Source organism: Neobacillus rhizosphaerae (assembly GCF_050477885.1).
Classification (GTDB): Bacteria; Bacillota; Bacilli; order Bacillales; family Cytobacillaceae; genus Neobacillus; species Neobacillus rhizosphaerae_A.
This window is the reverse complement of record NZ_JBCNAC010000162.1, coordinates 83,705-96,905: the sequence shown is the minus strand read 5'-3', so window position 1 is coordinate 96,905 and position 13,201 is coordinate 83,705. Positions and strand designations below refer to the sequence as shown.

At 37.1% G+C, this 13,201-nt stretch carries 16 protein-coding genes; 6 read left to right on the top strand and 10 right to left on the bottom strand.

The genetic code is table 11. The features are described from left to right. Positions 1-59 precede the first annotated feature (59 nt). Both ABES03_RS21885 and ABES03_RS21880 read right to left on the bottom strand, forming a co-directional pair. Positions 60-1,184 carry an HAD family hydrolase gene (locus ABES03_RS21885; protein ID WP_430120663.1) on the bottom strand — a complete coding sequence of 375 codons (1,125 nt, stop codon included), beginning with the start codon at positions 1,182-1,184 and terminating at the stop codon, positions 60-62. Between the two features lie 151 nt (positions 1,185-1,335). Next, positions 1,336-1,932, bottom strand: coding sequence for a cell wall hydrolase (locus tag ABES03_RS21880; RefSeq protein WP_430120661.1), 597 nt, complete (start codon positions 1,930-1,932; stop codon positions 1,336-1,338). 356 nt (positions 1,933-2,288) lie between these two features. Here ABES03_RS21880 and ABES03_RS21875 point away from each other — a divergent pair, with 356 nt between their 5' ends. The 4 genes from ABES03_RS21875 (at position 2,289) to ABES03_RS21860 (ending at position 5,401) form a co-directional block, all read left to right on the top strand. Further along, entirely contained in the window at positions 2,289-2,735 is a 447-nt protein-coding gene (locus ABES03_RS21875) for a Dps family protein (RefSeq protein WP_430120659.1), read from the top strand. Positions 2,736-2,879: 144 nt separating this feature from the next. After that, positions 2,880-4,151 carry an FAD-dependent oxidoreductase gene (locus ABES03_RS21870; protein ID WP_430120657.1) on the top strand — a complete coding sequence of 424 codons (1,272 nt, stop codon included), beginning with the start codon at positions 2,880-2,882 and terminating at the stop codon, positions 4,149-4,151. A 172-nt stretch (positions 4,152-4,323) separates the two neighbouring features. Beyond that, positions 4,324-5,175 (top strand): hypothetical protein, encoded by an 852-nt coding sequence (locus ABES03_RS21865; protein ID WP_430120655.1) that lies wholly within the window; start codon positions 4,324-4,326, stop codon positions 5,173-5,175. Between the two features lie 133 nt (positions 5,176-5,308). After that, positions 5,309-5,401, top strand: a complete 93-nt coding sequence (locus tag ABES03_RS21860; RefSeq protein ID WP_430120653.1) for a YjcZ family sporulation protein — start codon at positions 5,309-5,311, stop codon at positions 5,399-5,401. An 88-nt stretch (positions 5,402-5,489) separates the two neighbouring features. On the opposite strand, the gene ABES03_RS21855 is transcribed toward ABES03_RS21860, so the two are convergent. After that, positions 5,490-5,897 carry a disulfide oxidoreductase gene (locus tag ABES03_RS21855; protein WP_430120651.1) on the bottom strand — a complete coding sequence of 136 codons (408 nt, stop codon included), beginning with the start codon at positions 5,895-5,897 and terminating at the stop codon, positions 5,490-5,492. A 1-nt stretch (position 5,898) separates the two neighbouring features. Then, positions 5,899-6,603 carry a DsbA family protein gene (locus tag ABES03_RS21850; protein ID WP_430120649.1) on the bottom strand — a complete coding sequence of 235 codons (705 nt, stop codon included), beginning with the start codon at positions 6,601-6,603 and terminating at the stop codon, positions 5,899-5,901. Positions 6,604-6,706: 103 nt separating this feature from the next. On the opposite strand from ABES03_RS21850, the gene ABES03_RS21845 reads away from it, so the two are divergent. Both ABES03_RS21845 and ABES03_RS21840 read left to right on the top strand, forming a co-directional pair. Continuing rightward, positions 6,707-7,768, top strand: a complete 1,062-nt coding sequence (locus ABES03_RS21845; protein ID WP_430120647.1) for a lactonase family protein — start codon at positions 6,707-6,709, stop codon at positions 7,766-7,768. Between the two features lie 122 nt (positions 7,769-7,890). Next, the gene (locus ABES03_RS21840; RefSeq protein ID WP_430120646.1) at positions 7,891-8,331 is read left to right on the top strand and encodes a VanZ family protein; all 441 of its coding nucleotides are present in this window, start codon (positions 7,891-7,893) and stop codon (positions 8,329-8,331) included. Between the two features lie 20 nt (positions 8,332-8,351). Here the strand turns inward: ABES03_RS21840 and ABES03_RS21835 are convergent, their stop codons facing one another. The 6 genes from ABES03_RS21835 to ABES03_RS21810 all read right to left on the bottom strand — a co-directional run bounded on the left by ABES03_RS21835 (position 8,352) and on the right by ABES03_RS21810 (position 13,125). Then, on the bottom strand, positions 8,352-9,443 hold the full coding sequence (locus ABES03_RS21835; RefSeq protein ID WP_430120644.1) for a nucleotidyltransferase family protein: 1,092 nt from the start codon (positions 9,441-9,443) through the stop codon (positions 8,352-8,354). A gap of 15 nt (positions 9,444-9,458) precedes the next feature. After that, positions 9,459-11,267, bottom strand: coding sequence for an ABC transporter ATP-binding protein (locus tag ABES03_RS21830; protein WP_430120642.1), 1,809 nt, complete (start codon positions 11,265-11,267; stop codon positions 9,459-9,461). 20 nt (positions 11,268-11,287) lie between these two features. Continuing rightward, positions 11,288-11,746: a S24/S26 family peptidase gene (locus ABES03_RS21825; RefSeq protein WP_430120640.1), complete on the bottom strand. Its 459-nt coding sequence runs from the start codon at positions 11,744-11,746 to the stop codon at positions 11,288-11,290. Next, positions 11,736-12,008, bottom strand: coding sequence for a PqqD family protein (locus tag ABES03_RS21820; RefSeq protein ID WP_430120638.1), 273 nt, complete (start codon positions 12,006-12,008; stop codon positions 11,736-11,738). Before ABES03_RS21820 ends, ABES03_RS21825 begins: the two co-directional genes overlap by 11 nt. Then, positions 12,005-12,790, bottom strand: a complete 786-nt coding sequence (locus ABES03_RS21815; protein WP_430120636.1) for a hypothetical protein — start codon at positions 12,788-12,790, stop codon at positions 12,005-12,007. The genes ABES03_RS21820 and ABES03_RS21815 overlap by 4 nt, the downstream gene beginning before the upstream one ends. 86 nt (positions 12,791-12,876) lie before the next feature. Then, positions 12,877-13,125 carry a hypothetical protein gene (locus ABES03_RS21810; protein ID WP_430120634.1) on the bottom strand — a complete coding sequence of 83 codons (249 nt, stop codon included), beginning with the start codon at positions 13,123-13,125 and terminating at the stop codon, positions 12,877-12,879. Between the last annotated feature and the right edge of the window lie 76 nt (positions 13,126-13,201).

Sequence of the window (13,201 nt, the reverse complement as noted above, 5' to 3'; positions counted from 1 at the left end):
TTTTTATAAAAAGTTTGGGCATTTTAGCAATGGGAAAAAGGCATTTTCAACGATATTGATTATAAAATCCCCTTAATATCCAGGACAGAATCTAAAATATAGTCCGCTTCATGTTTTTCGAATTCGCTTCTTGCGTCTTTTCCTGAGAGTCCTGTTAAGACCGCAGCAAATTGACACCCCAATTGTCTAGCGGCAAGTAAATCTGCCAAGGAATCCCCGACAACTAAGACCTCGTCTCCATTTTCAATAGGCAACTTAGTATTTAAACAGTCGGACACAGATGTGTCTTTCCCTTTAAGACCCATGATGTACGTAAACGGATGAGGCTTAGATAAGGATTTTGTTTCTACAACCTCTTGCTCTGCCTTTAACACGTCATCAGCGGTTACAATCCGTTTATCATCAAAATACTGTAACCAATTTAAATGGTGAAAAGGCTGAATCGTTTCTAGTTCCGGCCTACCTGTTCCTATACCGACCGTATATCCAGAGGTGGTTAGGAATTGAAACAGTTCACTAATTTCTTCCTGTGAAGCTAATGTTGTTTCATTGGCAAGGAAACCTTGTTTCCCTTTTTGCACCGATGGTCTACCAGTAGAAGCTAAGACATGCTCATCCCCTACATACCACTCCTGGGAAACATGTTCACAGACAGACCACAGCTCCCCTTTTAAAAATATAGACGTTTCCACACCCAACTTCTCATAGGCTAATTCATTTAAATAGCCCAGTAATTCCTGCTTCGTTGCCTCCGATTGCTCAAATTCCTTCACAAATAAAGAAAAATCCATCTTTACAGGATAATTCCCAAGAACCCTGCCAATCTCAAGCAACGTTTCGCGATTAATGGGTGCCTGACACCAGTTGTTAATTTTTTCAAATTCATATTCCTTTATTTGTGATAACAGATGGATTAGCTGATGGCAGAAGGATAGATAGATCATGTCCCAGTTCGCGTTTAGGCCGCGTGATTTCATAAACTTAAGAGTTTGGTCGTTTATAAAAACATGCTCTCTTATTCCCTTCATTTCCTCTGCCGTATAGTCTGTTTTAAACTTGTCCGGAGACAGTCCTAAGTACTTATTACTAATTAACATCTCCCAAACCGTCAATGCAGAAGCATCAAAATAGTGTTCTTCACTTAAAAGGACACCATCCACGTCAAACAAAATTGTTTTAAACATCGTCCTTACCCTCATTTCAAATTCTGCTTTTATACGTTATCGTAACACAGTAATCCTAATTTCTTAAAGGAATATATTAAAAATAAGACGTTTTAATTTTGCACATAATAAAAAAAAGCTAACCAATTAGGCTAGCTTTTTAGGACAAGCATTATTTCGCGAAGCGGTGGTTACCGATTGTCACCGTCACTTGTCGTGATGTTATCCAAGAGCTAGTTGAAGTTCTAGGATTATAGAAGAATAAAGATCCCTTTCCTTTTCCCATTAAGGCAATCGCTTCATTAACCGCTCTCTTAGAAGCATAGTCCGCTGGTTGATTAATTTGACCGTTTGCTACCGGAGTAAATGCATAATGGCCATTGGAAATTTGATAGATTACACTTTTCACCGTTGATGGGAAATCTGGACTTTTTACTCTATTTAAAATAACTGTAGCTACTGCAACCTTACCCGCATATGGTTCTCCTACAGCCTCTGCATGAACTAAACGTGCCATTAATTCTTTCTCTGCTGGTGTAATTGGTGAGTTAGGAATTAACATGTTTTGACCAGCATAAAGTGGTTTCGAATAATTTGACGCCATTAATGTATTGATAGGCACACCAAAACCTTTTGCTATTTTCCAATATGTTTCTCCGTATTGAATTTTATGAGTAGTAGTTGCCGCTTCTGATTTTTCAGTTAACGTAAAGGCTGACATTGATAAAATTAATCCCGTAGCAATGACTAGTTTTTTAAGTTTTTTCATGTGTAGTACCTCCCGTGTTTTGTCTGTCGTGTCTCTACTCATAAGGCTATCAGTTGTAACATACTAATTCATTGTCCAAAAAATGGTAACTACTAAACTACTAACACCGTGCCCATCCTCATGCTATTTCTCTACTAAATGGAATTTTAAACCACTTTTATTTTTTAACCTATAAATGGAATAGTTGGATGAATTGTACTGTCTTATTACAATTTGTATCCGACTTGTAATATAAAAACAGGCAAAAAAAGCACAGGTTTACTCGATATTGACAACAAAAATCCTTATTTCCATGTAAGTTGTCACCCAAAACTTGGGTAAGATAAAAGAGACAAAATAATTGGGAGGCTTTGAAAATGAAAAATCAATTAGTTGACGTACTCAACAAACAAATTGCCAATTGGTCTGTCTTGTATATCAAGTTACACAACTACCATTGGTATGTGAAGGGCGAAAATTTCTTCACCTTACATGCTAAATTCGAAGAGTTCTATAATGAAGCTGGATTACATGTAGATGAGTTAGCTGAACGATTACTTGCAGTTGGAGGCAATCCTGTAGCAACTATGAAGGAATGTCTAGAACTTTCCTCTATTGAAGAAGCATCTGGTAAGGAATCAGCATCTGATATGGTTCAGTCTGTTATAAATGATTTCTCCATCATCACAGGTGAATTAAAAGAAGGTATGAGTACTGCGGAGGAATTAGATGATGAAACAACAGGAGATATGCTACTAGCGATTCATTCTGGTTTAGAAAAACACATTTGGATGTTAACTGCTTATCTTGGTAAGAGAGTGTAAAAAATAGATAATAAAAGGATGACTCATTTTACATTGGAGTCATCCTTCTTTTTTAAATTATAATAATTATTAAAAAGGTTTGACTTTTATTTAGTATTAATATTATTATAATAATTAGATAAATTCCTATTGGGAGGTAGAAACATGGAGAAACTAGAAGTCATTGTGTACAGTAGCACAGGCTGCCCATATTGTGAAAAGGTTAAGGCTTTCCTTAAGGAACACGGAATTGAATTTGAAGAGCGAAATGCCTCTATACATAAAGAATATTTCGATCAATTAAAGGAACGGAAAATCTTTGGAACCCCAGCAACCCTAATTAATGGAAAGCTAGTCCTAGGTTTTCAAGAGAAAAAATTCAATAAGCTTCTCGGACTTTCAGAAACTACACCTGCGAGTGTGACACCACCTACTCAAGTGGAAGCACCAGAAGAGACAGCAGACAACATTTTTCAACCAGTTAATCAAAGAGTGCTTGATGAAGTATATGATTTTGTTACAATAGGCGGTGGTCCTGCAGGTGCCTCAGCAGCTGTATATGCGGCTCGTGGCAAATTGAAAACGCTTGTTATAGATAAGGCTCCAAAAGCAGGTACACTAGCCATTACTCATAAAATTGCTAACTATCCTGGTGTTCGTGAAGAAGTAACAGGTCTTGAGCTCCTTACGAGGATGCAGGCCCAAGCTAAGGATTTCGGGGCAGAATTTGTTCGTTCCACAGTACTATCTGTTAATTTTTCCGATGAAATTAAAAAGATAGAAATTGCCGAGGGAACCATTCAGGCGAAAAGTGTCTTTATTGCTGTCGGTGCAAAAGCTCCATCCAGTAAAATTAAAGGGGAAGAAGAATTTACTGGACGTGGTGTAAGTTACTGCTCAACCTGTGACGCGGCCTTCTATCAGGACCAAGTAGTAGCTGTTGTCGGAGATAATGATGAAGCCATTCATGAGGCTGAAACACTAGCAAAGTATTGCAAAGAAGTGAAAATACTAATACCAACTGAACAGTTAAAAGGAGACGCAGATCTTTCTTCATTAGAAGCAAACCCTAAAGTTAAAATCTTTAGACGTCATCGAGTCCGTGAAATTCTAGGCACAGATAATGTGGAGAAAATTGTCGTACTTACTGATAAAAAAGAAGAACAAATTTGGGATGTTGACGGTATTTTCTTATACCTAGGTGGAATGAAGCCTGGAACAGACTTCTTAAACGGAGCCGTAATGCGGGATGAAGAAGGCTATGTATTAGTAGATGAATATCTTCGGACAAATATTGATGGAGTGTTTGCCGGTGGAGACGCTCGTAGAACTCCCATTAAACAAGCCGTTATTTCTGCTGCTGATGGCGCCATTGCCGCTCTTAGTGCAGAGCAACATGTTAATAAACGAACAAAACTACGACCACAATATAGTTAAAAGCGAAAGCGCTGGAGCTCGACCATTCTCAAAGTCGAAGTTTTCTTATACTATGAAAATAAGGACGCCTATCAGGTGTCCTTTTTCTCATATTGCCTTCCGTTGTTGTCAGATTCTGTCGTAAACGGTACAATTTATAAAAGATAGTCAATTGGCAACTGGGGGGATAACCATGAAAAAGTGGATTTTTTTATTACTAACCGTATTGATTCTTTCTGCCTGCACGCCAAAAGCCTATACTGAAAGTATGAATGCTGGAAAGGCTGCACTGGAAAAAGAGAACTATACTGAAGCGATAGACAAATTCGAAAATGCATTAGAAGAAAAAGAAACAAACGAGGCAAAGAATTACCTTCATGCGGCTGAAAGCATGCAGGAAAGTGTCACTCTCTATCATAAAGGTGATTTTGATACTGCTACTTACACGTTAAAAAAATTATTAAGTAAGAAACACACGAAAAAGTTAATTAGCAAACAAGCCAATGCACTCATCAAAGAAATCCAAGAGGCAAAATCACTTTCTGACTCAATGAAGGAACGAATTATTAAAGGTAAAGCGTTAATGGAGCAAAATCAGTATGACCAGGCATTAGACGTCTTTAAAGAAGTCTCAGAAACCATTCAATTTGCTGAAATCCCGTCTATTGAAAAAATCACCAAAGATGCTTCGGAACTTATGATTGAGGCAGCTAACAAGAAAAAGGTTGCTGATGAAGAAAAGCAGAAACAAGAGGAAACGAAAAAGAAAGAAGAAGAAGAAGCAAAAGCAAAACAAGATCAGGAAGAAGCAAACCAACCACTTACCCATGCACAAGCAGAGGATTTAGTGAAACAACATCTTAACATTTCTTCTGATCAAAATGTTAAAGTAGTCTATGATCACGATGCTGATAACGGTGATTACATTATCCACGTCTATGAGTTTGTTGTCGATAACTCACAAACAGGTGAAGGACATACGACAACCTGGGGCTGGTATGGTGTGAACAAAAAAACCAAAATAGTGTATGATGCTATGCAATAACTTTAAAAGGCTGGTCCAAGTGTAAAAAACACTTTGTGCTCAGCCTTTTTACTTTCTCAATCAACGTTTGTCCCTTTCACTATTAACAACACCTGCATACATTGTATTAGTTTAGTATGGGAGGTGATCTTCTATGTCAGACGGCAGAAACAACAACAACGGCTTTGCTTTAATCGTTGTATTGTTCATTTTATTGATCATTGTTGGTGCATCTTTTATGTACTAATATAGTCATTTAGCTGCATCAATTCAGCTAGATGAGAAGAGCGGTAAAACCATTTGGTTTTACCGCTCTTTTTTAGGAAAGGATCCCTCTACTCTTTATGGCTGCGTGCAAGCAACACTAAACTTACTGTAATAATAGTGAATGCAATAAAGGCTAATAAAGGGATCGTAATAAAACCAAGCCAATTGATGTAATCTCTCGCGCAAGGCACACCCGAAGTACACATTTCAAACTGCTGTAAATAAGGAATCTTTTGCAACAGTGTATGATAGCCCGAAATCAACATGCCAATGATCGACAATGGCAAAACGTATTTATGAATTCTCAAATCGTTACGATATACTGCCATACCTAAAATAATGGCTAATGGATACATGAAAATTCTTTGATACCAGCAAAGGGTACATGGGATATAGTGCATCACTTCACTAAAATATAAGCTGCCAAGTGTAGCGATGAGAGCAGCAATCCAAGAAAGTAATAATGATTTATTCATTTTATTTCTCCTTAGCGGCGTCCTCTACCATTTTAATTAAATCATCGATGGTTTGACCTTCAAACAGCTTCCCATTAACGAAAATAGTCGGTGTTCCTGTTACGCCTAGTTTTTCTGCGTAACTCATATCCTTGTCCCACGCATCTTCTGATTTCTTGTCACGGAAGTTTTTAACCACTTTATCTACTTCATTGCTGTCAGCTACTTCTTTTAGAGTATCAGTTAAAAAGGCTTCAGTGAAAATATCCATTTTTTCTTTTTCAGGCTCGGCTGGCTGCTTTTCATATAGTAGATCATGAAATTTCCAAAACTTATCGTTACCAAGCTCCTGATAAACCGATTCAGCAAATTTAGCCGAACGAATAGAATCGACATTAATGAAAGAATCATTCATGAAATAAAATTTAGCTTTCCCGTTATCAACAAGCTCCTTTTGAATAATCGGAACAACCTGCTCGGTAAAGTTCTTACAATTTGGGCATTTGTAATCGCCAAATTCAATAATAGATACAGGGGCAGACTTGTCTCCAAGAAACGGCTGATTGCTATAATCAATCGCTTCCTTTGTTTTAGACTCTTCTTGTTTGGAGTGGTTCCCTAAAAAGATAAAGCCTAGAACAAAGGCTGCAATAATTCCTACCACCCAAAAGACAAACTTAGAGGATGATTTTGTTTCTTTTTTGTTACTCTTCTTTTTTGTTGCCATATTCAAACTCCTTTAAATGAAATGTAAGCGAAAATACTTTATTAATAATTATAGGATATTATAATAGAGGATACTAACTTTTTTACTTAAGGAGAAAAGAAAAATGACAAATCCGAAGCATTATAGGGGCTATATTGGAACCTACACAAAAGGGGAGAGTAAAGGAATCTACTCATTTACCTTAAATACGGAAGAGGCAAAAATAGAGAATGTTCAAATTGTGGCAGAATTAGCAAACCCTACATATGTAAACATTAGCAAAGACAATCGATATCTTTACTCGGTTGTAAAAGAAGGAGAAAACGGCGGCCTTGCTGCTTTTTCTATTGATGAAGATGGCAACTTAACAGCCATTAATAGAGAGCTTGTTAATGGGGCATCTCCTTGTCATGTTAGTGTAGACAGCCAGAATCGTTATGTGTTTGGCGCCAACTACCATAAAGGATTAGTAGAATCTCATTTACTAAACAAAGAGGATGGTTCTATTTTACCTGCTGCTTCTATTATGGTTCATGAAGGCTCTGGTCCGGATCCAAGACAGGAAAAACCACATACTCATTATGCAGGACTTACTCCTGATGAAAAATATCTAGCTGTTGTGGAATTAGGGATTGATGCACTCATCACCTATGCGGTAAATAGTGACGGAACACTTACGAAAGTAAAGCTTCTGCCATTAAAGGCTGGAAGTGGTCCAAGGCATTTAGTGTTTCATCCGAATGGAAAAATTGCCTATGTGATGACAGAGTTTAGTTCGGAAGTCATTGTGTTAACTTATCACGAGGAAAATGGCCATTTTACAGAAAAGCAATATATCTCCACACTTCCTGAAGACTTTACTGAAAACAATCAGGGCAGTGCCATTCATATTTCATCTGATGGACGTTTTGTCTATGCGGGGAATCGTGGACATAATAGTATCGCCGTTTTTAGTGTGAATCCTGAAACTGGAGAGTTAAGCTTTGTAGAACATGTATCTACTGAGGGTGATTGGCCGAGGGATTTTGCTCTAGATCCGAGCGAGAAGTTTGTTGTAGCTTCAAATCAGGAGTCGGGGAATCTTGTGCTTTATTCACGGGATGAGGGAACTGGAAAACTAACGTTAATTCAGTCTGATATTGATGTGCCTTATCCGGTTTGTGTGAAGTTTTTGCACGTGAGGTAGTTTTTATTAGGAATACCTGTTGAACCAGTCCTTTCTTTTATTCGACACCTTCGATTGACAAAGTTTTCAAATTTTGTCTTTTATAATCGAATTAAGAATGCTGTAGGATAGGAGAAAGGTTCATGGTTCAGCGACAAATAGAGACTAGGGTTAAAAGAAAAACCGTAATACTTGTTTTAGCTATCATTTTTTGGGGACTATTTTTATTATTAAATACGTGGACAGAAAGCATAGAAAAGTTAATGTATTTACATACATTCGGATTTAAATGGGTATCAAATCCAGACTTTTTATCTTTCTTTTACTTTAATGATTTTACGGCGTTTCATCCTGAATTTATTAAAGTGAAGTTGGGACATTTCGTTGGTTTTGCGGTGTTAGATTTCCTTCTATTTAATTTAATTAAAAGTCACAAATATGCAATTGGAATTTCATTTGTTTTTGCTTTTATAACTGAATTTGTCCAATTATTTTTCGGCAGGGATGGTCGCTTTTACGATCTAGCTATTGATTCATTAGGTATTTTATCAGTGTATTTCGTTATAAAAATCCTGAAAGCTTAAGGGCTTCCAGGATTTTTTGTTTAATGAGGCAAAAATACCTTTACCATACTATTTATTCTCTTTTTGTATAAAGACAAATACATTTTGAACAACGGATCTCCCTGTTGTTCCACACCTATTTGAGCTTCAAGGTCATATTTGGAAGGCCAGAACCAATAATGCAGCTCAATTATACTATGCTTGAAAGTATCATAACTTAAGAATTGATAATCGATAAAGTCTACGTATTGTTTTAGACCCTTTACCCGCCGATATTCCCATCTTGTAGTTTTCACTTCGAAAGGCAGCCTTTTAACTATACTTAAATGAGGAAATTGATTATAAACAATCGACAAGGTTCTTTTAAGTCGTCTTAATGTTTTATGCGAGGCAGCAAGTTTTAAAAGGTCATCATAATCATTTTCCTTACCTAAAGTATGAATCAATTGAATAATATCCAAAAAGTATTTCATAGAGTCTAGATTATGACGCCAACCATGTAGGCAAATCATGTAAAACAAGTGGGTAGGTGAAAGCTCCATAATATGTTGATAGTTGCAAAATCGTTCAGCCAGCCCCCATAGGTCATTAATATCAAACTGTGAAGTATTTTCCTTCACAATATTCCAATGTAATTCGACCACTAATGGCATGGTGGAACCAGGTAACTTCTTACTAAAACTGCAATGAAAATGCCCATGTATCATCTCTTCCTCAACCGAAAATCCTAGTGACTTTATGATCTCAATTGCTTTATCCAGTTCCTGAAATTGAATTAATAAGTCGATATCAGATGTGGCCCTTGCTCCAATGTGACCAAAATACCTTTCAGCGAAATAAACACCTTTAAGGGCGATCACATCAATGCCCTTACCTTCAAAACTTTTTAAAATCGCATCCGTTTGGTTTTTTATCAATAGATTTTGAAAAAGACCTTTGTCGTAGCATTCTTTTAATCGCTGCTGGAAAAAAGAAGGAGTTTCAGTAAGCCTTCCTTGTTGTTTTAATAGAAAGAAAACTTGAGAGGAAATTCCATCCTCTTCTATATCCTGGAGGGCACGTTGAAAGAACTTGTCATCCTGTGGCAAAACAGTGTTTTGATCATAGATTAACTTGACCATTTCTATACTCATGACCCTCACCCCTGTTTATAATTTTGCAGCCAATGGTAATTCCCTATCATTTTTTACTCCAAAGGATGTTTCATTCAGATTCCGATATAAACCAATTTGCTTTATTAGATCCTTATGCGTTCCCTGCTGAACAATTTTCCCTTTGTCCATAACATAAATTACATCTGCGTGTTGGATAGTGGACAAACGATGTGCAATGATGATGGTTGTTCGCCCTTTCATTAATTCCTCCAATGCCTCTTTAACATAATACTCGGTTTCTCCATCCAAGGCGGATGTGGCTTCATCCAATAAAAGTATTGGTGCATCTTTTAATATAGCTCTCGCGATCGCCACACGTTGCTTTTGTCCGCCGGATAACTTAACCCCGTTTTCACCAATTTCCGTATCGTAACCCTTTGGTAGTGACAGGATGAAATCATGAATTTCTGCCCGAATGGCGGCTTCAACCATTTCTTTTTCGGTGATGTTAGGACGAGCAATCAGTAAATTTCCTTTCACTGTTCCCGAAAAAAGAAACGTCTCTTGAGGAACCAATGCAATCGAACTTCTTAATTCCGAAGCTGAAAAGTCCTGAAGTGAATTTCCTGCTATTCGGATATCACCAGACTGTGGTTTATAGAAACCTTGAAGAAGATTAAACAACGTACTTTTTCCTGCACCACTTGGACCAACTAATGCAACTACCTTTCCGGCAGGAATTTCGAGGTCAAATTGTTCAAATACATGTTTATTATCCACATAGCTAAAGGTAACATCTTGGAATTCGATGGCACCATTTACTCTCGTGGTTGAAGAAAAGTTAGGAAGTTCTGTACTGTCTGCTGGTTTTTCAAGAACATTTAGTACCCTTTCAAGGGCGGCAATCGACCGTTGAAATCCCGCCCACACATTGGCCATTCCTGTAATCGGATAGAATAAATGTGTAACCAGATTAAGAAAAGTTAGCAAAGCACCCACTGTTAAGCTGCCTTTTGAAACAAATAAAGCACCAATAGATAGATTCATAATAAAGGTGATATACCCAATAATTTGTTCACCACTACGATACCAATTTTGAAGCTTGGCATTTTCCATTTCTAATTGATATAATTCCTGATTTTGCTTTCTAAATTTGTTGTACTGAAATTTTTCAAGGGTAAAAGAACGAATGACTTGGAAACCGTGAAAGGTCTCATTTAATAGACTATTAACATTGCCTATTAACCTGTGAATTAATCTGCCATTTTTCCGCAGCAATAGCCCAAATGCAATACCCGAAAGTGCGGCAATCGGGGCAATGATTAGACTTACCAAGCATAGTGTCAAATTTATATTCATTAAATAGATAAAAACAACAATATAGATGATTGGCAGTCTGATTAGACTTAGAAGACTACTCCCAATCATTCCATCCACACCATGAATATCATTGGAAAAATGGGACATTAATTCACCGGAACGGTAATTTGCTGTCACTCCCGTTGGCAGCCTTAGAATATGATCAAACAGATAGTTTTTAAGATCCATCTTCACTGCATTTGTTGCAATTAAATTAAAAAATGTATAAGAAACATTCGAGGCAATACTCACAATAATAAGAAATGCCCCATATGGAATAAAGGATACAATCTCCTCATACCCTCCATGTATAGCTGCATCCGTGATATCACCATAATATTTCGCGAAAGCAATAGTTAAGTAAATATCTACTCCTAATAAAAGAAGAATCATCAAATAAGCCTTCCATCTCTTGAGGATAAAAGGCAACACAAAAGAATAAGCCCGTTTAATATCTGTCATCGTAAAATATTGTTTAATTAGCGAGTTAAGCTGTTCTTTCATGGTATGGACACTCCATTAGTTTATTTAAATTGTAATTTTAACTTCCTATTCAAATACTTTCGCAAAATGCCGGACAAGACTGGAAAGGTGAGAATCATCCCTCCCCAAAGGCGCACAATTAAGTGTTCTTGGGATAGATGTATGTGTTGTTTTTTTACACCTACCAATTTCCCAAGAATCTGTCCTTCCTGAACGGGCTTGTCAAATCCAAGGTTTGTATCCCCTTTTAAAATAAAAACATGTTGGTAATTAATTATTTGCTTTTTTACTAGACGATGGGCAATCAATTGGCCTGTTTTTAATTGGACTAAAACGACATCCCCTTTTTTTAATTCGGAGGGATGACAGTATGAAAATCTGCATTTATCATCCGCTTGGATATAAGGAAACATACTATTCCCAAAGGCAGGGAGTTCCAGCCATCCATCCTTGTTGATGGCTTGTTTAAGCAGTTTAAAAATCGGTTCGTCAATCAACATGTTCGATCAGTCCATATTGAAGGAGATTGTTTAGAAACTCATCGATATCCTTCCTAACCTGGTGTTTATCATCATTTGCAGAGAACTTTTCCAACAAAGATTTTGTCAGGGTTTCTGCAGTCTGTATTTCCTTTAACAAAGACCAGCAATGCCCGCCAACATCATTCAATTTCGTAATTGTACATTGATCGGCATTTAGAATAATCCATTCGCCATCAAGTTCGGTTGCCTCACAATTTTCTTTTTGAATATACTGATTCATGATATTAACTCCCAAAAGGTATTATTTTTTTGAAAAAAGAGGTCATAGACTGGTACCTGCATAACTAGCATGGTCATAAGTTTTAAGATTGCTTTGGTTTCTTCCTGGTTCCTTGGCCAGAAAAATACTTTGTCCATCAAATGAAGGAGTGCATCGGATTTAATAGATTTAAGTCTTTTATTTTGAAGTGCTTGGTGGAGGAGTTGAATACTCCCTAGTTCTACAGATCCTTCAAAAGGTTCCGATTCGAGTTCACTTCGGAATGGTGAATTATATACGGTTACGCCATTGGAGGTGATTTTTAAAAGTGTTGCCTCATCTGATAGAAGACAACGAGGAAATGAAAGCTTAGCAGCAGTTGATTTACCTGCTCCTGACTGCCCTGCAAAAATATGTGCCTTTCCATTTTCTATAGCGCAAGAGGAATGAAGCATCAATCCCCAATTATGATGAACAATGAAAGAGCTATATAAGTTTGTTAATGCATGCTTTAAGGCCAACTCATCAAAAACTGATATAGTTGCAGAACTATATTCTGAATCAACTTCTATTTGGTAATCAGCTCTGCGATAGGTAATATTATCCCCTTGATTGGCAACCTCTACCTCGTAGTCTAAAAAGGGAACCCCATAATCATCATTTATTTTGATGGTAAGATTAGGCTGAATACTTTCTAACCCCATATGGCGATGGAAGTTTTTTTCAAAAAATTTATATATAGTTTCAGATTCACAAATGATCTGAATATGATGTTCGCCGATTGTTGTCAGTAACTCGTTCATATAGGCCTCCTGTGGGAGAAAAAATAGGTGGAAGGGAAGTAGTAGAATTCTTGCATAATTCTATTAGTCTTCCCATCCCACTAAAACTAAGGATTTACATTTGGATTGCATTGGCCAATTCCGCCACTGTTTCCACCATTTCCATTTCCATTTCCAGGTGTTCCCGCTCCACATGGTTGCGGATTTGGATTGTTTTCTACTGGAAAATTTATCCCACCATTCCCGTTAGATTCAGGACTCTTCCCTACTCCAGGATTCCAGCTATGTCTAGTTTCAAACTGGATTTGTTGATGGCTTAAAACAGTAGGTTTTGTGTAACGCCTTTCAGCAATCATTTACTCACCTCCTTTGTTAAAATTTCATAGTTCATTATAACGAACATATCAAATAAAAATTAAACCATTATTTTTA